We start from the raw sequence: 22206 nt of genomic DNA on the forward strand, positions 1-22206 counted from the left end.
CCGCTATGCGGCGTTCACAACGCCCGCTTCCCAGCCGAGCATGGCGCGTTTGCGCGTCAGACCCCAGTGATAACCGGTCAGCGTGCCGTCTTTTCCAAGGACACGATGACACGGCACCACAAACGAAATCGGGTTGCGGCCAACCGCCGTTCCCACAGCGCGGGGCGCATCGGGGCGGCCCAGTGATTGCGCAAGGCCCGAATAGGTCGTCGCACCACCGAGCGGAATGTTGAGCAGACCTTCCCAAACACGAATTTGAAAATCCGTGCCAATCAAGACAACCCGCAAAGGCTCCTCCGCACGCCACTTGGAAGGGTCGAACACCCGCGCCGCATAGGGCGCAGTCGCCGCTTCGTCCTCGAAATACTGCGCTTTAGGCCAGCGCTTCACCATATCTTCCAGCGCCGTCTTGCGGTCAAAAATCTGGCTCTTGCCCTGGTGCCGCCCAAGACTTTCGCCCGTATCATCATCGGCAAAAGCGATGCCAGCAAGCCCGCGATCCGTGGCCATGATGAGCGCCATACCAAAAGGGGATGGGTGAAACCCATAACGAATTTCCAACCCCTCGCCCTTTGCCTTGAATTGCCCCGGCGACATGGCTTCATGGGTCACGAACAGATCGTGCAGCCGCCCCGGGCCGGAAAGGCCAAGCTCATAAGCCGTATCCAACAGCGGCAAGCCATCGCCAAGCAGCCGCTTGGCGTGGTCTAAGGTGAGTGCCTGCAGGAAAGCCTTGGGCGACAGCCCCGCCCAGCGGGTGAACGTCTTTTGCAGCCGTGTTTCGCCAAGACCGGTCAGTGCCGACAACTCGTCCATCGTCGGGTGATCGCGCCAGTTTTCCGTCAGATGCTCCAGAACCTGCCGCACGATCACATAGTCACTGTGGCGCTCATGCAGATCGGCTGACGGGGTCAGGCTGGTCATGTCGGGTTGGTATGTCATGGCAAAACCTCGCACATCGTTTGTGTGAAGTCAGCAAACCGCATCGCGCCGTACACAGCCACCCGATACCTGCACGAGGAAGAAAACTATCGCTTGGCGCGGGAAAGGGCGTTGGAAAATGCTTCAGCGAAACTTTCGCGGTCGAGTGGGTTGAGGAAATAGCCCAACTCCACGGCCTTTGCGCGATTCGCAACCCGCATTTTCGTGATGCCGATCTCGTCGTGGCGTTCCACTTCAAACCGTGTGCCAAATTGGTCGAAGCGATGCTCTTGCTCGCGCCCTTTTGGCGTTACTTTGCGCACCAGAACGTGCGCGCGGGAAACTTCCACATCCTCATAAGCTTTAGCCGAACGGTAATTGGCTTTAAAGGCCCAATAAATCAGCAGAAAATCCAGCCCCATAAAGCCAAGGACAGGCCACAGACCCAGCGCAAAGAAAAAAACACCCACACCAAAACAGATCAGCCCGAACACGCCCATGAGAATGCGAAAACCCTGCCCATCGAGCGAGCGATAGGGGGTTAGCCGTGCGGCAAAAACGAGATCGTCGGCGGTGATGTTGTGCGCGCTCATTTGCTCAGTATAGATCACCCCATGAAACAGGAAAATCAAAAATCGTCGCAGGCACCGTTTCGCGATATCGAGCGGCCCGATCCGCCGCGTCTCAAGCTGAAACGCAAGCTGCCACGGGCGAAATACACTCAAGACGAATTGGTCGAGATCTTTGAGCGCTTCCGCCAGCAAAGGCCGGAACCAAAGGGCGAGTTGGACCACGTCAATCCGTTCACACTTCTTGTGGCCGTCGTTCTATCTGCGCAGGCGACTGATGTGGGGGTGAACAAGGCGACCAAGGAATTGTTTAAGGTAGCCGACACGCCGCAAAAGATGTTGGCGTTGGGCGAAGAGAAGGTGCGCGACTACATCAAAACAATCGGCCTTTATCGCAACAAGGCCAAGAACGTCATCAAACTTTGCGAGCAATTGATCGAGCGCCACGGCGGCATCGTGCCCCAAGACCGTGACGCGCTGGTGGAACTGGCGGGCGTCGGGCGCAAGACGGCCAATGTGGTGTTGTCGATGTCATTCGGCGTGCCGACGATTGCCGTCGATACCCATATTTTCCGCATAGGCAACCGCTGCGGCATCGCGCCGGGCAAGACGGTCGATGATGTGGAGTTCATTCTGGAGCGGCGCATCCCACGCGATTATTTGTTCCATGCCCATCACTGGCTCATTTTGCATGGTCGCTATGTCTGCAAGGCCCGCAAGCCCGATTGCGAAGCCTGCGTCATCGCCGATCTGTGCAAATCGCGGGAGAAGACCACCGATATTCCCGCGCCCATCGTGAGGCTGGAAGACTGATGACCGGCGCGGTGGATGTTCGTGGTTTGTGCTGTATGGTGACGGCGTGAATGATTCGACCCTTCCTTATCGCCAGCCGCCAATGGGGCGTGGTGCGCGAACGGTGAAAGCGTCGCAAAACGTGGACGACGACACCCTGATGGCACAATTGCAATTGGCCTTGGACGAAAGCGCGGCGCTTCAATCAACGCGCGATACGTCAGGCTGCTGCCCGCATCAGATCAACGGCCATTGGTTGCTCACGGACGCTGAAGGCATCGCTTTTTGGGAAGCTGCTGACACTCTCATTGTCGCCGATCTACACTTGGAGAAAGGCTCCAGCTTCGCCCGCCGTGGCCAATTGATCCCACCTTACGACACAAAGACGACACTGCGCCGCTTCGACAAAATGATTGAAAAGTGGAACCCCAAGCGGGTGATCGCCTTGGGGGACTCTTTCCACGATACAGACGCTTCTGCGCGGCTCTCGCCCGCCAACCAAGCAACAATCAGCGGCTTTATGAAGGGTCGCGATTGGCTGTGGATCACCGGAAACCACGACCCCGAACCACCCGTCGGCCTCGGCGGCGATGTCGCTGACGAACTGCGCGAAGCTGGCCTGATCTTCCGTCACGAACCGCAAGTGGAAGATGCCTTGGGTGAATTAGCAGGACATTTGCATCCCAAAGCACGCTTGATGCGTCGCGGTCGCAACGTGCGTCGCTCATGCTTCGCCGCCAGCGAAACCCGCATGATCCTCCCCAGCTTCGGCGCTTATACCGGCGGCTTGGACGTGCGCCACGAGGCTTATGCGGGCCTGTTCGAAGGCCGCAACTTCCACGCTCTCATGCGCGGCAACGGGCAGGTGTATCGGATAGCCGGCAGTGAGTTGCGCTAGGCTATTTGTAGGTGAATGTCGCGCATGCTCGGATGGTTTTGCGCTGCCTCGTTCCCGCAATCCCGCTCTTGCTCTTGGTTGTTCTCGTGCCGCAGGTCCGCGGAATACTGCGATTTTTTGTCAGACGGTTTACCTCAGATGTACTTTTCCGGCTGTATGGATTTGATACGGTGCCTTTCGCTCCCGCGGCGTGGGAAACCTGCGGTACAAAGATGCTGCCGATTGCAACAACGGCAGCAGCAAAGATCAATTGCGTGGTCATGGTGTTTGCCTCTCGAAGTGTAATTTATGAACCTTTAATTGGCGATAGCTCGCCTTGATGGTTTCCATAATCAAACACTCCCGTGCTCCGCGATGTGCAAAAATGCACAAGTCGCAAAGCGGCTTCAGACCATCAGTGATGGTGGCAACTTGAGCGCGTAAATTAGTGCGCCTCGTCCCAATTGTCTGCCGCGCGTGCGTCCACCTGCAGGGGAACACTCAACTGCATCACCGGCATTGTGGCGTTTTCCATGATTTTCGTTACCAGCGTGATGGTTTCGTCCACCTCGGCTTCCGGCACCTCGAAGATCAGTTCATCATGGACCTGTAGCAGCATTTCCGCGTTCAGTTTGGCCTCGCCTAAAGCACCTTCCATCTGCACCATGGCGCGGCGGATAATGTCGGCCGCGCTGCCTTGAATGGGCGCGTTGATGGCGGCGCGTTCGTTGAACGCACGCACTTGCGGGTTGGACGAGCGGATTTCTTCGTAGTGTGCTTTACGGCCAAAGATCGTTTCCACAAATCCATGCTCTTTGGCGAACTTTTTTGTGCTGTCCATGTAGTCGCGGATGCCGGGGAAGCGCTCGAAATACATCTTGATGTAGTCGCCCGCCTCCGACCGTCCGATACCCAGATTGTTCGCCAATCCAAAGGCGGAAATGCCGTAGATAATGCCAAAGTTGATCGCCTTGGCCTGACGGCGGATCATCGGGTCCATGCCTTCCACAGGCACGTTGAACATCTCGCTCGCCGTCATGGCGTGAATGTCGATGCCATCGGCAAAAGCCTGCTTGAGCTGCGGAATATCGGCCACATGGGCCAGCACGCGCAGTTCGATTTGGCTGTAATCGGCGCTGACCAGCTTGAAGCCCGGCTCAGCCACGAAAGCTGTGCGGATTTTGCGTCCCTCTTCCGTACGAACGGGAATGTTCTGCAGGTTTGGATCGGATGACGACAGCCGCCCCGTAGACGTGGAGGCCATCGCATAGGATGTGTGGACCCGCTTGGTCTGCGGGTTGATAAAGCCGGGCAGGGCGTCGGTGTAGGTCGATTTCAACTTCGAAAGCTGCCGCCAATCGACGATTTTGCGCGGCAGATCGTGGCCCTCTGCGGCGAGGTCTTCCAGTTGCTGTGCGCCCGTCGCCCATTGGCCCGTCTTGGTTTTCTTGCCGCCCGGCAGGTTCATTTCGTCAAACAGAATTTCACCCAATTGCTTGGGCGAACCGACATTGAATTTCCGCCCGGCCAACTCATAAATTTCTGATTCAATAGCCGCCGCTTTCTGAGCCAGTTCGCCGGAAAGGCGCGATAGAATTTGACGGTCAACGGAAATGCCCCGCGCTTCCATCCGGCAGATCACCGGCACAAGAGGGCGTTCCAGCCGCTCATAGACCGTGTTCATTCCTTCTGCCGTAAGCCGCGCTTTGAGGATTTTCCAAAGCCGCAGGGTGATGTCAGCGTCTTCGGCGGCGTAGGCTGTGGCTTTATCGATCTCCACCTGCGCGAACGATACCGCGCTTTTGCCTGTGCCTGCCACGTCTTTGTAGGAGATCGGCGTGTGGCCAAGAATGGCTTCGCTCAGCGCGTCCATGCCGTGCTTGGTGCGGCCAGCGTCCAGCACGTAGGAAAGCAGCATCGTGTCATCAAACGGTGCGATGTGGATCCCGCCATTTTCAGGGCGTGAGAGAAGCAGCCAGTCGTATTTCATGTTCTGCGCGATTTTCAGAACGGACGCATCTTCCAGCAGCGGTTTGAGCATCTCCAATGCGCGGTTGCGGTCGATCTGGTCCGCCACCAAGCCGCCTCCAAACATGTCGCCCTCGCCAGACATATGCCCGAGAGGAATGTAGCAAGCCTTGCCCGGCGCAACGGCTAACGACACGCCCACCAGCTGCGCCTGCATGGCGTCGAGCGAATCCGTCTCGGTGTCCACTGCCACCACACCTGCCTCGTGCGCTGCGTCGATCCAGCTTTGCAGAGCCGCCTCGTCGCGGACGGTCTCATAAGCGCTCGTGTCCACCGGCATTGCGGCCATCGCCGCAGTGACTTTTTCAACCAAACCTGACGGTGTGCTGCCGCCCTCGGTGGAAGCGCTTTCGGCCGGTGCATCGAAGTCCGGCCCGCGCTGTTCGTAGCCGTCTGCGGAAATCTCGCTGGCGTCGATGGCTGCCGCATCGGCTTCCGTTTCCGCTGCCACGCGGCGCGTGAGCGTGTTGAGTTCCAGCCCTTTCAGGAAGGCGATCAGTTTGGGGCCATCGACTGAATTCAGCGCCAAGTCTTCCACCGGCACATCCAGCGGCGTGTTCACGTCCAGCGTGACGAGGCGTTTGGATAGCCGCGCTTGATCGGCAAATTCGATCAGGTTTTCGCGCCGCTTGTTTTGTTTAATCTCACCCGCCCGCTCCAGCAGCGTTTCCAGATCACCAAACTCTTCCAGCAATTGCGCCGCCGTCTTCGGTCCGATTCCAGGAACGCCGGGAATGTTGTCGGTTGAATCCCCCGCCAGTGATTGCAGGTCGATCATTTTCTCCGGCCCAACGCCGAATTTCTCGATCACTTCGGCGCTAGCAACCCGTTTGTCCTTCATCGTGTCATACATGATGACGTTATCGTTGATGAGCTGCATCAGGTCTTTGTCTGACGAAATGATCGTCACATCGCCGCCTGCCGCCACCGCCTCTCGCGCATAGGAGGCAATGATGTCGTCGGCCTCATAGCCTTCTTTCTCGATGCACGGCACGTCAAACGCGCGGGTTGCCTCACGGATGATCGCAAATTGCGGGCGCAAATCTTCCGGCGGCGCGTCGCGGTTGGCCTTGTATTCAGGGTATATTTCGTTGCGGAACGTGGTCGACGAGTGGTCGAAAATCACGGCGAAATGGGTAGGTGTGACACCCACAGACGTGTCACGCGCTTCTTGCAGCAGTTTCCACAGCATGTTGCAAAAACCGGACACGGCGCCAATCGGCAAGCCGTCGGATTTGCGCGTCAGAGGCGGCAAAGCGTGATAAGCGCGGAAAATATAAGCCGAGCCATCGACAAGAAACAGGTGATCGCCTTTTTTCAAGGGAAATGCCTTTCCGGCATGGATAACAACACGACCCGAACGATGGCCAAGCCGCCGCTTCAATGCAAGGGTTGAGCAGCATAGAAAACAGCTGTTTCTCGTCACGCAAGGCTCACGCAAGCGTGTCCAAAATGGTCACTTTCGCGTCTTGAAAAGGCCAATTTTGGCAATCATTTTGTCATCACGCCGATGACGCATCGGCCGCGTTCGTGGTTGTGATCCCCCCAAGAACCCGAATGCAGACAAACTGGCCCCTTTTCCCCTCTCCTGAGGCCAGTTTGCAAAGCGTCCTGAGCCTCGAAAGCCGCGAGTATCGGCTTTCGAGGCTCTTTTTTGCCCGCTTGGCGTCTGGTTGGTTTCGGCTTATGGCTGGAGAATAAAAGCCATCGGGAGAGATGAAATATGAGTGATATCGAAACGGTTCTCAGCACGGTCGACAGCAATCTCGATGCGTCGATCGAGCGCCTGTTTGATCTGTTGCGCATCGAGAGCATTTCCACCGATCCCGCCTATGCAGGAGAGTGCGAAAAGGCCGGGCAATGGCTGGTGGATACGCTCAATGACTTGGGTTTTGATGCCAGCCTGCACCACACCGAGGGTCATCCGATGGTGGTTGCCCACCATGATGGGCCGGACGGGGCGCCGCATGTGCTCTTCTACGGTCATTATGACGTTCAGCCGGTGGACCCGCTTGATCTTTGGGACACCCATCCGTTCCAACCAGATATTATCGAGGTCAACGGTGCTAAACGTCTGCGTGGGCGCGGAACGTCCGATGATAAAGGCCAGTTGATGACCTTCGTGGAAGCTTGCCGCTCTTGGAAGGAAGCGACAGGCGCGTTGCCGTGCAAGGTGACTATATTGTTCGAAGGCGAAGAGGAATCCGGCTCCCCCAGTCTGCTGCCTTTCCTGGCGGCACATGGAGAAGAGTTGAAAGCCGACCTCGCTTTGGTTTGCGACACGAACATGTGGGACGCATCAACTCCAGCAATCGCAACCGCACTTCGTGGTATGGCAAGCGAAGAAATCGTGGTTCACGGTCCATCGCGCGATCTTCATTCCGGCTATTATGGCGGCGCTGCCCAAAACCCGATTCACATTCTTTCGTCCATCCTGTCGGCTCTTCACAACGATAAGGGCCGGGTCACGTTGGACGGCTTCTATGAAGGCGTTGCTCCAGTGCCGGATGATATTCGCGCCATGTGGGACGAATTAGGCTTTTCCGAAACAGAATTTCTGGGCGATGTAGGCTTGAAGAAGACCGCAGGTGAAGTGGGCTATTCGGCTCTGGAACACATCTGGTCGCGTCCCACGGCAGAAGTGAACGGCGTTATCGGTGGTTATACGGGCAAAGGCTTTAAGACCGTCATTCCGGCCATCGCTTCGGCCAAAGTATCTTTCCGGCTGGTAGGCGAACAAGACCCGCACAAAGTCATCGCAGCCTTCCACAAACACGTCGAAACGCATCTGCCAGACGATTGTTCTGTAGAATACATTCCCCACGGGCGCTCGAAGGCCACCCAATTGGACTATGCGCTGCCTGCGCTAAAGCAGGCTTCAACCGCGTTGACCGAAGAGTGGGGCAAGCCTGCCGCGCTGATCGCGATGGGAGGGTCGATCCCGATTGTTGGCAATTTCAAGCGCGAACTGGGAATGGACTCGCTTCTCGTCGGCTTCGGCTTGGCAGAGGACAACATCCATTCGCCCAACGAGAAATATGAGCTTGCCAGCTACCACAAAGGCACCCGTTCATGGGTGCGCATTTTGCAGGCTTTGGCTGATGGCTAGAGAGGGTTTGAAAGTTGCAATTTGTTGATCTGAATCAAAGATAGGACATTGCGACTGACCTATTGATGGTTCATCAAATCAATGGAGGGCTTCGTCCCGTGGTCTTCAAACCGTTCAGCAAACGTCTCGACATGCTCTCCAAGATGGCCAACCGCACTGATGCGCTTAAACGATTGGGCACATCACGAATGGTTGAAATTGCGCTTCGCCGCGCCATGACAACATGTTTGTCGTGCAAAAGCGGGGACACCTGCCAGAAATGGCAGGCTGAAAACCGGGGCAAGGGAGCCGCCCCGGAATTCTGTCCAAACGCCGCCCGTTTCGAAATAATGGCGGAAACTGCATAGAAGTCAGAGCGTTAATGTGTCTGGATGAAATGGTGTCAACCTAACTTCACAAGTGACATTTCAATGTGTAATCTTTGCTTGACGGCAAGGGAGTGTCGTTACCGAGAATAGGACGGCACAGATATGAACAATAGCCAGCGCAAAGACATACACAATTCAGAAGTCCCGGTAGTTTGTCAGGCCTGTGAAGTGCGCCATCGCGGCGTGTGCGGTGCGCTGAATGGCGAGCAGTTGATGAGACTGAGCAAGCACACTAAGCGCCACGCCATAAGCCATGCGGCCGAGCTGACAACGGGCGGTCGTTCGGCAGAACGCTATGCCAACATTATGAGCGGCGTGGTTAAACTTTCAAAATTGATGGCCGATGGTCGCCAACAGATCGTTGGTCTGCAGTTCGCTCCTGACTTCGTGGGCCGTCCTTTCGCTAATGCTGATGGCATCACCGTGGAAGCTGCGACCGACGTGCGCGTTTGCTCTTTCCCGCGTGAAACCCTGGAAGGTTTGATGGAAGAGGAGCCTGAGCTTGAGCAACGTTTGCATCGCCAGACTTTGAGAGAACTGGACGAGGCACGCGAGTGGATGCTCACGCTGGGTCGGAAAAATGCCGAAGAAAAAGTTGCCAGCTTCCTCTATCTCATCGCCACACACGTGGACCCAGAAGGCCAGAATGGCACGACGGATATCACCATCGATCTGCCCATGAAGCGCGGAGACATCGCGGATTTTCTAGGGCTCACGATCGAGACGGTCAGCCGCAATATCACCAAGCTGCGCAAGCGTGGCGTGATTGATGTCGTGGATCGCCGCACTGTGTTCGTAGCGGATCTGCACCGCCTGCACAGCGCGACGTCGCAGGATCTTTCGCGATAGTTTTCGTTTAGACGGCCACCGAGTAGCGGTGCTTTGTTTCGGCCATATAGGCGTCGAACCAAGAAGCAACGATGCGTGCGAAAGGACGTGCATTTTCTGGAATAACGAAAGTGTCGCCGACCATTCCGCATAATCCATCATTGTCGGATTTCGCTAACAATTTAGCCTCGGCCAGATACGGCCCGGCCAAACCGCCAAAGCGGCGCTCCAAATCTCCAAACCGCAATTCGAAATCACACATCAGCCGCTCAATAATGAAGCCGCGGATGAGATCGTCGGTGGAAAGCGCCATGCCTTTATTGGCGGGCAAGCGGCCTTCCGAAATCGCTTGTTGATACTGAGCAGTCGGCAAGACATTTTGGATATACCCGCCGTCAAAGCGCGAGATCGACGATCCACCAAGGCCGAGAAGGGTAGAACATTCATCCGTGGTATAGCCTTGGAAGTTGCGGCGCAGGCGACCGCTGGCAGCCGCCTTAGCCATCGCGTCATTTGGCTTGGCAAAATGGTCGATGCCGATGGCTACATAACCTGCTTCTTTCAGCAATTCTTCTGCGTGGCGCGCTTGGCGAAACCGCTCTTGGGTGTCCGGCAGCGCTTCGGTTGGTATCATCTGTTGATGCTTTTTCATCCACGGCACATGGGCATAGCCAAACAACGCAATGCGGTCTGGATCAAGCTCAATCACTTTGTTGATCGTGTCGCTCATCGTGGCGATGGTCTGATACGGCAGGCCGTAAAGCACATCGATGTTCAGCGAACCGACCCCCACATCGCGAAGCGAGCGGATCACCGTTTCGGTCTGTTCAAAGGTCTGGGGACGGTTGATAGCCTTTTGCACCTTGGGGTCAAAGTCCTGCACGCCCAGGCTGGCGCGGGTAATGCCCAGTTCGTTCAGTCCGGCTAACGTGTCGCCAGATACGTCCGATGGGTCGATCTCAACGGAAATCTCAGTTTTATCAGTCAGCAGAAAATTGTCGCGCAGGGCATAGCCCAATCGAATCGCGTCCTGGCTGCGCAACATGCTGGGTGAGCCACCGCCGAAATGGACCTGGCTGACCGGAATGGACTTACCCGACCGCTCCGCCACAAGCGCCATCTCGCGGGCGAGGAAACCCACATAGGTCGAAACGGGTGCGTACTGTTTCGTGTGCTTGGTGTGGCAACCACAAAACCAGCAAAGCCGGTCACAGAAGGGAATATGGGCGTACAGCGAGATCGGCTGGCGGGAGGAAAGCCCGTCGATCAACGCACCCATCATCTGCGGCCCTTGATCGGGCTGAAAGTGTGGAGCGGTCGGGTAACTGGTATACCGCGGCACGGAGCCGGGGTGTTTATCAAGTATCGCTTTAGGGTCGATCATTGGGACGCCTTTTGCGAATTCATCATGATGGGCAGAACGTGCTCAACCTCGAAAGCGATGTGGCGGCGGATGCCCTCGAAGAAGCCTCGCAACATATAGGAAAGCGTTTCGCTGGAGTGTTCGTCACCCTGCATCACCTGACGGCGCAAACCATCAGACAATTCTTCCGCAAAGCTCTCGTCTTCCCAATGTTCAAAGCGCAGCCGTTCAAGGCTTTGGGCCATTGCTTCATCTTCAAGGCCCATCGCTTGCAGGAATGGGAAGACCCGCTTCTCTTCAAAGTCATGGGCAGCTTTCACAGTGCTGTAGAGGCTGCGCGAAACAACCAGCATGTGCTGCGTATCAGCATGATCGGGCAGACCGTCGGCAATCGATTCAAGTTCGGAGCATAGAGAAAGTTGACGCTGATGGTGATCGTTCATCAATCGTTTGATTTCTCCAGCGCATTCGGGATGGCTTCGGCAATTGCATTTTGTGGTGCAAGGCGTTTCGCACAGCGCCATTGCTGCGGCGTGAACAGATGCACCGTTGGTGATGTTTGTATGCGGGGTCGTCATGGCGAGCTCCTCCTAGAATTGCCGATGACTTTGCCCATCAAAAACGTCTGCGTCCTTGATCGAGATCAACGAACGAAAATCTCATTATCGCTTATTTGAAGGCAAGCAGGTGGTCCAAGGGGAGCCGGACCATCTGCCTTTGACCTCACTTAAATTAGCTCCCGCGAGATCTCCGCTCTTGTCATTTTCAAAGAGCATGTCTGAAGGGAGACATTCATGAGAAACGCAACGGAAGCCATCGCGCTGGGGTTAGCTACCCTTGTAGCGCTGCTTGGCGCAGCCTTCGCACAGGACGATCTGTTCCGCGCGCATGCATGGATATTGGTGGCAGTTCTGTCCATCACGACGATCATCCTGATCCGTCGTGTGGAATTTGTGCCAGCAGGCCAAACGCTGCCGCCGAAAGACACATCTGGCTACATGGACGATGTGGTGCGCTACGGCGTCATCGCTACTTTGTTCTGGGGCATTACAGGCTTTTTGGTTGGTGTGCTTATTGCAGCCCAGCTTGCCTGGCCAATTTTGAACATCGAACCATGGTTCAACTTCGGACGGCTGCGCCCGCTGCATACATCGGCGGTTATCTTCGCCTTTGGCGGCAATGCGCTCTTGTGCACCAGCTTTTACGTCGTTCAGCGCACCTGTAAAGCGCGACTCTTCGGCGGAAACCTCGCTTGGTTCGTCTTCTGGGGTTATCAGCTCTTTATCGTGATGGCTGCTACCGGCTACCTGCTCGGCATCACCCAGTCGAAAGAATACGCTGAGCCGGAATGGTATGTTGATATCTGGCTGACGGTTGTTTGGGTTGCTTATCTCATCGTTTTCATGGGCACGATTGTGCGGCGTAAAGAGCCTCACATTTATGTGGCCAACTGGTTTTACCTATCGTTCATCATCACCGTTGCGATGTTGCATTTGGTCAACAACGCTTCGATCCCGGTCTCCCTGCTCGGCGTAAAATCTTATTCTGCCTTCGCGGGTGTGCAGGATGCGCTGACCCAGTGGTGGTATGGTCACAACGCCGTTGGCTTCTTTCTCACCGCTGGCTTTCTGGGCATGATGTATTACTTCGTGCCGAAACAGGCCGACCGGCCGATCTTTTCCTATCGCCTGTCGATCATTCACTTCTGGGCGCTGATCTTCCTGTATATCTGGGCTGGTCCGCACCACCTCCACTACACGGCGCTGCCCGATTGGGCACAGACGCTGGGCATGGTGTTCTCTATCATGCTGTGGATGCCCTCATGGGGTGGCATGATCAACGGCCTGATGACGCTGCAAGGCGCTTGGGACAAACTCCGCACGGACCCTATCCTGCGCATGTTCGTCATCGCGCTCGCCTTCTACGGCATGTCGACCTTCGAAGGTCCGATGATGTCCATCAAGGCGGTCAACTCGCTGTCGCACTACACCGACTGGACCATTGGTCACGTCCACTCTGGTGCGCTGGGTTGGAACGGTATGGTCACATTCGCCTCGCTCTATTATCTGGTGCCCAAATTGTGGGGCCGTTCGCAGCTTTATTCTATGCGACTGGTCAACTGGCATCTGTGGCTCGCCACAATCGGCATCGTTGTCTACGCCGCTGTGATGTGGGTTGCCGGTATCACGCAAGGTCTGATGTGGCGCGAATACGATGACCAGGGCTTCCTCGTGAACTCCTTCATCGAAACCGTTTCGGCCATTCACCCTGAATACGTCATGCGCACCTTTGGCGGCTTGCTTTATCTCGCAGGCGGTCTGGTCATGGCTTACAACATCTGGCGCACGATCCGTGGCGACATCCGGGAAGAGGCGCCCATTGGTGGCGCTTATTCCCAGCCCGCCACCGCGCCAGCCGAATAGGAGGGGTTGAGCAATGTCTTTCCTCGACAAACACAAGAAACTTGAACGCAACCTCTCGCTGCTTTTCGTTGGCTCGCTTCTGGCGGTGCTGGTGGGTGGCATCGTGGAAATCGCACCACTGTTCTACGTCAAGAACACGATCGAGAAGGTTGAGGGCATGCGCCCTTACACCCCGCTCGAACTGGCGGGACGCAACGTCTACATCCGTGAGGGCTGCTATCTTTGCCACTCGCAGATGATCCGCCCGTTCCGCGACGAAGTGGAACGCTACGGCGCATATTCGCTGGCGGCTGAAAGCATGTACGACCACCCCTTCCAGTGGGGCTCCAAACGCACTGGGCCAGACCTGGCCCGTGTTGGTGGGCGCTATTCGGACGAGTGGCACGTGCAGCACTTGAAAGACCCGCGCAGCGTGGTGCCAGAGTCGATCATGCCGCCGTACTCGTTCCTCGCTAATACGCCGCTGAACACCGAAAACTTCGGTGCTCATCTACAGGCCAACGCGATGGTTGGTGTGCCTTACAACGCCGAAATGATCGAGAACGCCGTTCTCGACATGCAGGCGCAAGCCGACCCGGAGGCCGATACTGACGGGTTGGAAAGCCGCTACAGCAACATCCGCATCCGCGACTTTGACGGCCAGCCCGGCCAGCTCACGGAAATGGATGCGCTTGTCGCTTACCTGCAAATGCTCGGCACTCTCGTGGACCGCAAGGCCTACGAGCAGAACGAAAACCTGCGTTAAGGAGAACCCGAATGGACTACGAAATCTTCCGCATCTTCGCGGACTCCTGGGGACTTCTCTACCTGTTTGCGCTGTTCCTGGGCGTCATCTTCTTCACCTTCCGCCCCGGCTCGAAAGAGATCGCCAAGAAGGTTTCACAGATCCCGTTTGATAAGGATGAGCCAAATGTCTGACCAAGAAAAAGACATTGACCAACCCACCGGCGTAGAGACGACCGGCCACGAATGGGATGGCATCAAAGAACTGAACAACCCGCTACCGCGTTGGTGGTTGTGGACCTTCTACGCCACGATCATCTGGTCTGTTGGCTATATGGTCTACTATCCGGCGATCCCGCTTATTGAAGGCTCAACTATGGGCATTTCAGGCGTCACTGCTCGGGGCAATCTCAAGGTCGAGATGGACGCGGCAGATTTAGCCCGGCGCGATAAGGTTGCGCTGTTGGCTGAGCAAGACATCACGGAAGTAGCCAAGAACGAAGAGCTTGTGCGTTTCGCAACCGCTGGCGGCTCGTCGCTCTACAAGGTGAATTGTTCCCAGTGCCACGGCGCTGCTGCGCAGGGTGGCGAGGGCTATCCGAACCTGTCTGATGATGACTGGCTTTGGGGTGGTGATCTGGAAGCGATCTATATCACAATCGCCCACGGCGTCCGCAATGACGAAGACGACGATGCGCGCCAATCGGCCATGCCTGCCTATGGCAAGGATGAGCTGCTCTCGCGTGAAGAGGTCAACGCGGTGGCCGAATACGTGCTGCAAATCTCCGGCAAGGAACACGATGCCGCGTTGGCTGGCCAAGGCCAAGCGACCTTTGCCGAACAGTGCAGCGCTTGCCACGGCGAAAACGGCAAAGGCATCCGCGATCTGGGTGCGCCAAATTTGACAGACGCAATTGCACTTTACGGCAGTGATCGTGAAAGCCTTCGCGCGCAAATATGGAACCCACAACAGGGTGCCATGCCGCCGTGGATCGCTCGTTTAGGTGACGCCAACATCAAGCAGTTGGCCATCTACGTTCACTCTCTGGGCGGCGGCGAAGCCGACAAAGAAGAGTAGTATAAAAACCTGATGGACCAGATCGCACCGGAAAAGACCGCCATAAAAACTGACGTCGAAACCTTTGACGCGGAGGCGGTCAATTCCAAGCAAAATCAGGCGCTCTACGAGGCCCGCAAAAAGATCCACCCGAAAGCAACGACGGGTTTCTTCCGCACGTTCAAATGGTGGATTATGGGCGTCACACTTGGCATCTATTATCTGACGCCTTGGTTGCGCTGGGATCGCGGTCCTGGCGCACCCGATCAGGCGGTTCTGGTCGATCTTGCCAACAGGCGCTTCTATTTCTTCTTCATCGAAATCTGGCCGCATGAATTTTTTTACGTGGCCGGAATGCTGGTCATGGCCGGTATCGCGCTGTTTCTCGTAACCTCAACGCTGGGTCGCGCGTGGTGCGGCTATGCGTGCCCGCAAACGGTATGGGTTGATCTGTTTCTAGTGGTGGAGCGCTTCTTCGAAGGCGACCGCAATGCGCGCATTAAGCTCGACAGCGCACCGATGTCTGGCTCAAAGCTCGCCAAACGAACGGGCAAACATGCCGTCTGGCTGGTGATTGCTGTTCTTACAGGTGGCGCGTGGGTCTTCTATTTTGCCGATGCTCCAACCCTGCTTTGGAACCTTGTAACCGGCCAAGCGATCCCCGAAGCCTATATTACCATCGCGATCCTTACAGCCACCACTTATGTATTCGGTGGTTTCATGCGCGAACAGGTATGCACTTATATGTGCCCATGGCCGCGTATTCAGGCGGCAATGCTAGACGAAAATTCGCTCACCGTTACCTACAACGCATGGCGGGGCGAAGGCCGTGCGAAGGGCGCAATGCGCCTGCGCAAAGAGGGCAAGCCTGTTGGTGATTGTGTCGATTGCAACGCCTGCGTTGCTGTCTGTCCCCAAGGTATCGACATTCGCGATGGCCAGCAGATGGAGTGCATCACTTGCGCCCTGTGCATTGATGCCTGCGATAACGTGATGGAAAAACTCGGCCTTGAAAAAGGCCTGATCGCCTACAGCACGCTCGACACCTACATGGGCAATATGCGGTTGGCGGGCGTTTCTGGTGACGTTGGAGAGGTTACGTCGAACCGCGTTTACAATCAGGTCAAACCGTTCAACGTCCGCACCAAAGCGGGCGAACTGGTCGATCAGGTAAAGCACACAACTTGGCGCTCGGTAATGACCCTGCGCACCTATATTTACCTAGCGATTTATGCCTTGATTGGTGCTGCACTGCTCACCGTTCTAGCAATGCGCGAAACGTTGGATGTCAACGTGCTGCACGACCGCAATCCGCTTTTTGTGCAACTAAGCGACGGTTCAATCCGCAACGGCTATGAGGTCAAAATTCTCAACATGCGCGGCGAAACCCGCCAGTTCTGGGTGCAGACTGAGGGCTTGGAAGGTGCGACCATGAAAACTGCTGGATCGCAGAACAAAGCGACGGAATCATTGTTGATCGAGGTCAATGCGGACAAACTACGAGCGACTAGAATTTTCGTCATCGTACCGAGGGAAAATCTTTCGGCTGAGAAGACACCGTTCCGCTTCAAAGTAACCGCCCTGCGCGGTGCGGAAACGACAAGCACCGGCGCCAATTTCGAAGCGCCAGCGGAGGTTTCAAAATGAGTGTTCAGATGGAAAACGACAATGGTTTCCGCCTTAAGGGCTGGCACGTTCTATCCATGTTCATCGCTTTCTTTGGTGTCATTATTGTCGTCAATGTTTTTATGGCGACACTCGCTTCCAGCACTTGGACCGGCTTGATTGTCAAAAATTCCTATGTCGCCAGCCAAACCTTCAATGCCGAATTGGCTGCGGCACGTGCACAGCAGGTTGCCGGCTGGAAATCGCAACTGGCTTATCAAGATGGGCGTCTGTCGGTTTCGCTCACAGGCAAAGAGGGTGAACCACTGATGCTGAATGCGGCACGTGTTACCTTTGGGCGACCGGCCTTTGAACAACAGGATCAAACAGTTGATTTGGTGCCAGTTGGGCAGGGGCAATACGCAGTCGACGTCAATCTGGCATCGGGTGAATGGTTCGTGCAGGTCACGGGAACAATTGATGGCAAGCCCTATCGCCGCGATGCTGGCCTGACCACAAACCATAAATTCTCCGGTCGCATAAAATGACCTGCTGCAGCGTTCCCCTCACGTCTGACCAAGGCACTGGCGAACACCGCACAGCCCAAGCGCATCTCGCCAGCGAGGAGATCCGTCTTGCCGCTCGCTCACTTGGCAACGGCTTGCTGCAAACCGATTTCATTGTACCCGAAATGCACTGCGTCGCTTGTATCTCGAAAATCGAGAAGAGCCTCGCCAAGCTGCCGCAAGTCGAACAAGCCCGCGCAAATCTCTCCAACCGCCGTGTGAGTATCGTTTGGAACCCCGACCGGGGCGACGCGTTGGCGCTGGATCAAACACTTGATGGTTTGGGCTTCGATCACACGCTATATTCTGGCGACGAACCGGAGAATGACACCGTCTCGGCCAAAGGCCGTCAATTGCTGATGTCGCTCGCTGTAGCGGGCTTTGCCTCTGCCAACATCATGCTGCTTTCCGTCTCTGTATGGTCCGGCGCCGATGCGGAGACGGCCAAGCTATTCCATCTCATTTCCGGCATGATTGCCGTGCCGGCCGTGGCTTATGCCGGTCGTCCGTTCTTTTCGTCTGCCCTGAAAGCCCTGTCTGCCGGTCGTTTGAACATGGACGTGCCGATTTCGCTCGCCGTCCTGTTGGCCCTTTTGATGGGTCTTTATGAAAGTCTTGGCGATGGCCAGGAAGCCTATTTCGACGCTTGCGTAATGCTGCTCTTCTTCCTGCTCATTGGCCGATATCTTGACCATATGATGCGTGAGCGCGCCCGTGGCTCAGTGGAGAGTCTGGCCAAGCTTACCGCTCGAGGCGGGGTCGTCGTCGGCAACGACGGTGAGCTGAGCTATCTGCCGCAATCAGCCCTGCAACCGGGTCAGCGCCTGCGCATTATGCCCGGAGAGCGCTTTCCCGTAGACGGCACAATCGTTGAAGGTGCAACCGACATCGACCGGTCGCTCGTGACCGGAGAAAGCGATGGCTGTTTGGCAAGCGTTGGTGAAACTATTGAGGCCGGTGTCCTGAACCTTACCCGCCCGATTGATATCATCGCCACCAGCGATGCCTCCAATTCGTTCCTCGCTGAAATGATGCAGATGATGGAAGCTGCACAAAATGGCAGAGGCCGTTATGTTCGCGTTGCCGAACGCATGGCGACCATTTACGCCCCCGCAGTCCACCTGCTCGCATTGGTTACATTTGTTGGCTGGTTGGTTGCGACAGGCGGCGATTGGAAGGCTTCGCTCTACTGCGCCATTGCCGTTCTCATCATCACATGCCCATGCGCGTTGGGCCTGGCGGTCCCCGTGGTTCACGTCATTGGCGCTGGCCGCTTGCTCAAAGAGGGCATTTTCATGCGCGACGGGTCCGCCTTTGAGCGCATGGCGGAAATCGATCGTGTGGCCTTCGACAAGACCGGCACGCTGACGCTCGGCACGCCGTGTTTGACCAAGGCTACCGACGTCACCAAGAACGATGGAAAGATCATTGCTGCACTCGCCGCCCGCTCCAGTCATCCTGTCGCCAACGCGCTTTGTGTGCACTTTAGCGATCAGCAGACTGTGGAGCTTGACGATATAGAAGAGATCGCGGGCTTTGGCTTGCAAGCGCATATCGATGGCAAGACGGTGCGTTTGGGTCGTCCGGAATGGGTCGTTGAAATTTCCCAAGGTGATAGCATTGATGAGACAGCAACCAGCGCGTTTTGCATCGAAGGTGAAGCACCCGCACTGTTCTATCTGACGGACAAAATCCGTTCTGGCGCACGCGAAACTGTCGATGCGCTGAAGGCCCACAATTTGAGTGTAGAAATTCTGTCAGGTGACCGCGCCGCCAATGTCGCGCCGGTCGCTGCACAACTCGGCATTCCCGACTATCAGGCGCAGCTAACCCCGAAGGGCAAGTTGGACCATCTGGCTGGTCTTTCAAGCAGGGGCAACAAGGTCTTGATGCTGGGCGATGGTCTCAACGATGCGCCATCCCTTGCCGCGGCTCACGTATCCATGGCACCGGCATCGGCGTCCGAGATTGGGCGTCTGGCATCGGATTTCGTGTTCTTGCGCAAAGATCTCTCTGCCGTTCCATTCGCTCACACGGTTTCTTTGAAAACGCGCCGCCTGATCCAGCAAAATTTCGGCATCGCGCTGGCCTACAACTGCATCTCCGTGCCACTCGCAATGGCAGGCCACGTCACGCCCCTGATTGCTGCGATTGCGATGTCAGCATCTTCTATTGTCGTGGTCGCGAATTCTATGCGTCTCAACTGGGTGGCGGGCGCGATGACGGCTGAGGCTGGCAGCGAAGTGGCTCCTGTGCCACCTTCCAATTCCGTAGGCCTCTCACCAAAGCAGGCAGTGTCATGAACCAGGTTCTGATCCTTATCCCCGTTGCCCTTGGCTTAGGAGCAGTCGGGTTGGCAGCTTTCATATGGTCGCTTCGCAGCGGCCAATATGAAGACATGGCAGGTGCGGCGGAGCGCATTTTGGAAAAAGATGACCAGCCTGACTAGGCATGCTGATCAATCGAGCAAACCAAAAGGCCGCCTCGGGATTACCGAAGCGGCCTTTTGTTTGCGACCCGTGGGTCGGTTTGATTATCTATCTGTGCCGTCTAGCGATATGGCATATTTCTGTTGCATGTTGAGCATCACCGCAACTTCCGCGCCAATTGCGCCGGTTGCCGCAAACCGCTTGATCACATAGCAGGCCAAAGCTGAATCAACCGTCTCAATCACTGCGATAACAGCCAATGCACTTAACAGTGCGATAGTGGAAGCAAGACCGCCGGCAAAGAGGCCGACAGTAAGCACATGCGCCAGCCAAATCATCGAAGCGACGAGCAGGGCACCTGCAGCCATTTCAACAATGGAAGGTCTGTTTGATAGGCCCAAACGGTCAGCGCGGATCACGCGAACAACGCTCCAGCCCGCGAGGCCGGCTGAAAGCACTGCGCCGCCAACAAATGTGGTGATGCCTGAAGGGGCTACCGCTGCAAGTCCTGCAAGTGCTGCGGCGGTGAGGCCCAATTGCACTAAGCGGTGCGAGGCTTTGAAGCCAACCGTTTCGCGCGTATCCAATGTAGCTGTCTGTATCGTCATGACAGGTTTCCCATCCTTAACTCTAGAACGCCAATTTTGGACGGCTCTGGTTAAAGCGGCGATAAGACTTGGCCCCTCAAAGGGCTCTTCTGAATTGGTGGTTAAGCAAGGGTTGATCGAAAGGCGACGTATTTAACGATCCACGCCGCCTTTGCATTGTTGCCTTCAAGCAGCGCTGGCGCGGCCCGCAACATTGTCTTCCGGCAGCACGTCGCCTTCTGTGTCGGGTTGAGACATATCCACGTGCCCCTTGAGCGGCAGCGTGATAATGAACGTGCTTCCCACACCTGCCTGACTTTGAACGTTGATGGAGCCGCCCATAGCCTGACACATCTTGCGTGCGACTGTGAGCGACAAGCCCGTGCCACCATAGCGTCCATCGGAGGCCTCACGCGAAGCTGAGAAAGTCTCGAACACTGTCGCCATGTCTTCCGCTCTAATGCCGCAGCCTGTATCGCGAACGTCAATCTGGATCATTGTTTTGCCATTGGCATAGGTGAACGTGCGGGAGGCAAGTGTAATAATGCCATTTTCGGTGTGCTTGGCTGCGTTTTCGACAACTGATTCCAGCACCTGTTGCAAGCGGCCTTCGTCGATCACAGCATCAATGTCACCAAGGTGATATTCGACGCGGTTGTTGTTTTTCTCAATCAGCGCGGTCTTTGCGTCCACCGAGTTTTGAATCGTATCGCTCAGTTTCTGCGATTTGAAGTCAAAGCCCATACGGCCCGCTTCAATCTTCGACAGATCGAGGATCATGTTGATCATGCGGATCAGATAAGTGGCTGCATCGTGAATCCGGTCCACGTCACGGCGCATGAAATCGTCGCCCGATTCGTCCGCGTCTTCACGCAACAATTCGCTATAGCCAAGGACGGCATTCAACGGTGTGCGCAGTTCGTGGCTCATTCGAGCGAGAAATTCGGATTTCATTGAAGAAACGCGATCAGCATAGGCAACCGCTTGGCGAAGCTCGTCCGTTGCCTGCATCCGGCGCTTTACTTCGTTCTCCATCTCGATACCGGCATCAAAGATGCGCGAATAATAGATCGCCATCGTAGCCACGTAGCACAGAGCAGCGATGGTGGAGATGAGGCCAAGACCCTGCGCTGCAACCAGCGGTATATCGTTTATTGGCGGCGTCGTCAGAGTGTAAAACGCCACAAATGTGATGAAACACCCGCCAGAAATACCAAACAGATGCGGCTGCAAGCGCCGCTCACCTCCAATATAGAACAGCGACAGGATTGGAATGATCAGAAGCCAAGGCAGCGTGGGCGACGCCACGCCGCCGTAGAAATAGCAGCTCCATAAAATGCAGAAGTTCAAGTTCACAACGGAAGTCAGAACCAGTTTTTTGTAAGACACACCCCAACGTAGCAGAGGCGGAAACAGCCAAAACGAGGTGATCGAAAGCGCCAGCACAAGCATGTCAATGCCGGGTGTGGGATCAAAGAGGAACAACGCCAAAGGCACAGTATTGCCAAGAACCGGACCCATTGTGTGCGAAATCAGGAACATCCTGGCCTGATTTTCTTCCTGCCGATCACCCTTGATGGATGCTGGCACGAAGAAATCGATCAAACGCTGGTAGGCGCTCGCAATAGACTGGAAGACACCGCTTCTTGTGGCTGTGGTGACGTTGCTCATAAGGTTCCCCATCTCCCCTTGGCCGTCGGTGCTCTTATATATGCAACGAACGGTTGGGCCGTCGGTGCGGGTCTTTTCGATCAAACGAAACTTTCCGCACGCATTGATGAACTCACTTTAGATCAAAGGCATTGCCGATCCGTAAACGTTGGATGCTGCGGGTATGATTAACTTTTTTCGCCCCAACCCATTCTCAATTAAAGGTTCGTTAGCCATTTCGGTGTTTCTTGGGTCCACGGGAACGAGCTGTGCGGCGCCTTTTGGTCTGTCGGTTCCGCCTCACAGTATTA

General features: G+C 55.9%; 20 protein-coding genes. 13 read left to right on the plus strand and 7 right to left on the minus strand.

The genetic code is table 11. The annotated features are described in order from the left end of the window. Positions 1-3: 3 nt before the first annotated feature. Entirely contained in the window at positions 4-942 is a 939-nt protein-coding gene (locus ACFQ14_RS11290) for a methylated-DNA--[protein]-cysteine S-methyltransferase (RefSeq protein WP_377212833.1), read from the minus strand. A gap of 86 nt (positions 943-1028) precedes the next feature. Continuing rightward, entirely contained in the window at positions 1029-1514 is a 486-nt protein-coding gene (locus ACFQ14_RS11295; protein ID WP_377212834.1) for a DUF2244 domain-containing protein, read from the minus strand. A 21-nt stretch (positions 1515-1535) separates the two neighbouring features. Between ACFQ14_RS11295 and nth the strand changes: the two genes are divergently transcribed. Beyond that, a complete protein-coding gene (gene nth / locus ACFQ14_RS11300) occupies positions 1536-2303 on the plus strand; it encodes an endonuclease III (RefSeq protein WP_377212835.1) in 768 nt (255 codons plus the stop codon). Between the two features lie 46 nt (positions 2304-2349). Next, positions 2350-3180, plus strand: a complete 831-nt coding sequence (gene pdeM, locus ACFQ14_RS11305; RefSeq protein WP_377212836.1) for a ligase-associated DNA damage response endonuclease PdeM — start codon at positions 2350-2352, stop codon at positions 3178-3180. A gap of 424 nt (positions 3181-3604) precedes the next feature. Here pdeM and polA read toward each other — a convergent pair whose 3' ends face one another. Then, a complete protein-coding gene (polA, locus tag ACFQ14_RS11310; protein WP_377212837.1) occupies positions 3605-6508 on the minus strand; it encodes a DNA polymerase I in 2904 nt (967 codons plus the stop codon). A gap of 402 nt (positions 6509-6910) precedes the next feature. Between polA and ACFQ14_RS11315 the strand changes: the two genes are divergently transcribed. The 3 genes from ACFQ14_RS11315 to ACFQ14_RS11325 all read left to right on the plus strand — a co-directional run bounded on the left by ACFQ14_RS11315 (position 6911) and on the right by ACFQ14_RS11325 (position 9513). Beyond that, entirely contained in the window at positions 6911-8296 is a 1386-nt protein-coding gene (locus ACFQ14_RS11315; protein WP_377212838.1) for a dipeptidase, read from the plus strand. A gap of 65 nt (positions 8297-8361) precedes the next feature. Beyond that, complete coding sequence (locus ACFQ14_RS11320; RefSeq protein WP_377212839.1) at positions 8362-8643, plus strand: DUF6455 family protein; 282 nt, start codon at positions 8362-8364, stop codon at positions 8641-8643. A 123-nt stretch (positions 8644-8766) separates the two neighbouring features. Next, positions 8767-9513: a Crp/Fnr family transcriptional regulator gene (locus tag ACFQ14_RS11325; protein WP_377212840.1), complete on the plus strand. Its 747-nt coding sequence runs from the start codon at positions 8767-8769 to the stop codon at positions 9511-9513. 7 nt (positions 9514-9520) lie between these two features. Here the strand turns inward: ACFQ14_RS11325 and hemN are convergent, their stop codons facing one another. Both hemN and ACFQ14_RS11335 read right to left on the minus strand, forming a co-directional pair. Beyond that, positions 9521-10876, minus strand: coding sequence for an oxygen-independent coproporphyrinogen III oxidase (hemN, locus tag ACFQ14_RS11330; protein WP_377212841.1), 1356 nt, complete (start codon positions 10874-10876; stop codon positions 9521-9523). Beyond that, positions 10873-11433: a hemerythrin domain-containing protein gene (locus ACFQ14_RS11335; RefSeq protein WP_377212842.1), complete on the minus strand. Its 561-nt coding sequence runs from the start codon at positions 11431-11433 to the stop codon at positions 10873-10875. The genes hemN and ACFQ14_RS11335 overlap by 4 nt, the downstream gene beginning before the upstream one ends. 216 nt (positions 11434-11649) lie before the next feature. Between ACFQ14_RS11335 and ccoN the strand changes: the two genes are divergently transcribed. From ccoN to ccoS, 8 genes are read left to right on the plus strand one after another with little or no spacing between them, the layout of a single operon-like run. Then, a complete protein-coding gene (ccoN, locus tag ACFQ14_RS11340; protein WP_377212843.1) occupies positions 11650-13278 on the plus strand; it encodes a cytochrome-c oxidase, cbb3-type subunit I in 1629 nt (542 codons plus the stop codon). Between the two features lie 13 nt (positions 13279-13291). Further along, positions 13292-14023, plus strand: coding sequence for a cytochrome-c oxidase, cbb3-type subunit II (gene ccoO, locus ACFQ14_RS11345; RefSeq protein WP_377212844.1), 732 nt, complete (start codon positions 13292-13294; stop codon positions 14021-14023). Between the two features lie 11 nt (positions 14024-14034). Beyond that, positions 14035-14196 (plus strand): cbb3-type cytochrome oxidase subunit 3, encoded by a 162-nt coding sequence (locus ACFQ14_RS11350; protein WP_377212845.1) that lies wholly within the window; start codon positions 14035-14037, stop codon positions 14194-14196. Beyond that, entirely contained in the window at positions 14189-15079 is an 891-nt protein-coding gene (gene ccoP / locus ACFQ14_RS11355; RefSeq protein WP_377212846.1) for a cytochrome-c oxidase, cbb3-type subunit III, read from the plus strand. The genes ACFQ14_RS11350 and ccoP overlap by 8 nt, the downstream gene beginning before the upstream one ends. A 12-nt stretch (positions 15080-15091) precedes the next feature. Further along, on the plus strand, positions 15092-16705 hold the full coding sequence (gene ccoG / locus ACFQ14_RS11360; protein ID WP_377212847.1) for a cytochrome c oxidase accessory protein CcoG: 1614 nt from the start codon (positions 15092-15094) through the stop codon (positions 16703-16705). Beyond that, positions 16702-17211: a FixH family protein gene (locus ACFQ14_RS11365; RefSeq protein WP_377212848.1), complete on the plus strand. Its 510-nt coding sequence runs from the start codon at positions 16702-16704 to the stop codon at positions 17209-17211. Before ccoG ends, ACFQ14_RS11365 begins: the two co-directional genes overlap by 4 nt. Beyond that, positions 17208-19532, plus strand: a complete 2325-nt coding sequence (locus ACFQ14_RS11370; protein WP_377212849.1) for a heavy metal translocating P-type ATPase — start codon at positions 17208-17210, stop codon at positions 19530-19532. Before ACFQ14_RS11365 ends, ACFQ14_RS11370 begins: the two co-directional genes overlap by 4 nt. Then, on the plus strand, positions 19529-19678 hold the full coding sequence (ccoS, locus tag ACFQ14_RS11375) for a cbb3-type cytochrome oxidase assembly protein CcoS (RefSeq protein WP_377212850.1): 150 nt from the start codon (positions 19529-19531) through the stop codon (positions 19676-19678). The genes ACFQ14_RS11370 and ccoS overlap by 4 nt, the downstream gene beginning before the upstream one ends. 84 nt (positions 19679-19762) lie before the next feature. Here ccoS and ACFQ14_RS11380 read toward each other — a convergent pair whose 3' ends face one another. Further along, complete coding sequence (locus ACFQ14_RS11380) at positions 19763-20266, minus strand: hypothetical protein (protein WP_377212851.1); 504 nt, start codon at positions 20264-20266, stop codon at positions 19763-19765. Positions 20267-20431: 165 nt separating this feature from the next. Then, entirely contained in the window at positions 20432-21916 is a 1485-nt protein-coding gene (locus ACFQ14_RS11385) for a sensor histidine kinase (RefSeq protein ID WP_377212852.1), read from the minus strand. Positions 21917-22206 lie beyond the last annotated feature (290 nt).

The organism is Pseudahrensia aquimaris (assembly GCF_042676045.1).
Taxonomy (GTDB): domain Bacteria; phylum Pseudomonadota; class Alphaproteobacteria; order Rhizobiales; family Rhizobiaceae; genus Pseudahrensia; species Pseudahrensia aquimaris.

Excerpts from the sequence above, each read along its gene's own strand:
- ACFQ14_RS11290 (WP_377212833.1), bottom strand. The coding sequence starts at position 942 with ATGACATACCAACCCGACATGACCAGCCTGACCCCGTCAGCCGATCTG.
- ACFQ14_RS11295 (WP_377212834.1), bottom strand. The coding sequence starts at position 1,514 with ATGAGCGCGCACAACATCACCGCCGACGATCTCGTTTTTGCCGCACGG.
- nth (WP_377212835.1), top strand. The coding sequence starts at position 1,536 with ATGAAACAGGAAAATCAAAAATCGTCGCAGGCACCGTTTCGCGATATC.
- ACFQ14_RS11315 (WP_377212838.1), top strand. The coding sequence starts at position 6,911 with ATGAGTGATATCGAAACGGTTCTCAGCACGGTCGACAGCAATCTCGAT.
- ACFQ14_RS11320 (WP_377212839.1), top strand. The coding sequence starts at position 8,362 with ATGGTTCATCAAATCAATGGAGGGCTTCGTCCCGTGGTCTTCAAACCG.
- ACFQ14_RS11325 (WP_377212840.1), top strand. The coding sequence starts at position 8,767 with ATGAACAATAGCCAGCGCAAAGACATACACAATTCAGAAGTCCCGGTA.
- hemN (WP_377212841.1), bottom strand. The coding sequence starts at position 10,876 with ATGATCGACCCTAAAGCGATACTTGATAAACACCCCGGCTCCGTGCCG.
- ACFQ14_RS11335 (WP_377212842.1), bottom strand. The coding sequence starts at position 11,433 with ATGACGACCCCGCATACAAACATCACCAACGGTGCATCTGTTCACGCC.
- ccoN (WP_377212843.1), top strand. The coding sequence starts at position 11,650 with ATGAGAAACGCAACGGAAGCCATCGCGCTGGGGTTAGCTACCCTTGTA.
- ccoO (WP_377212844.1), top strand. The coding sequence starts at position 13,292 with ATGTCTTTCCTCGACAAACACAAGAAACTTGAACGCAACCTCTCGCTG.
- ACFQ14_RS11350 (WP_377212845.1), top strand. The coding sequence starts at position 14,035 with ATGGACTACGAAATCTTCCGCATCTTCGCGGACTCCTGGGGACTTCTC.
- ccoP (WP_377212846.1), top strand. The coding sequence starts at position 14,189 with ATGTCTGACCAAGAAAAAGACATTGACCAACCCACCGGCGTAGAGACG.
- ccoG (WP_377212847.1), top strand. The coding sequence starts at position 15,092 with ATGGACCAGATCGCACCGGAAAAGACCGCCATAAAAACTGACGTCGAA.
- ACFQ14_RS11365 (WP_377212848.1), top strand. The coding sequence starts at position 16,702 with ATGAGTGTTCAGATGGAAAACGACAATGGTTTCCGCCTTAAGGGCTGG.
- ACFQ14_RS11370 (WP_377212849.1), top strand. The coding sequence starts at position 17,208 with ATGACCTGCTGCAGCGTTCCCCTCACGTCTGACCAAGGCACTGGCGAA.
- ccoS (WP_377212850.1), top strand. The coding sequence starts at position 19,529 with ATGAACCAGGTTCTGATCCTTATCCCCGTTGCCCTTGGCTTAGGAGCA.
- ACFQ14_RS11380 (WP_377212851.1), bottom strand. The coding sequence starts at position 20,266 with ATGACGATACAGACAGCTACATTGGATACGCGCGAAACGGTTGGCTTC.
- ACFQ14_RS11385 (WP_377212852.1), bottom strand. The coding sequence starts at position 21,916 with ATGAGCAACGTCACCACAGCCACAAGAAGCGGTGTCTTCCAGTCTATT.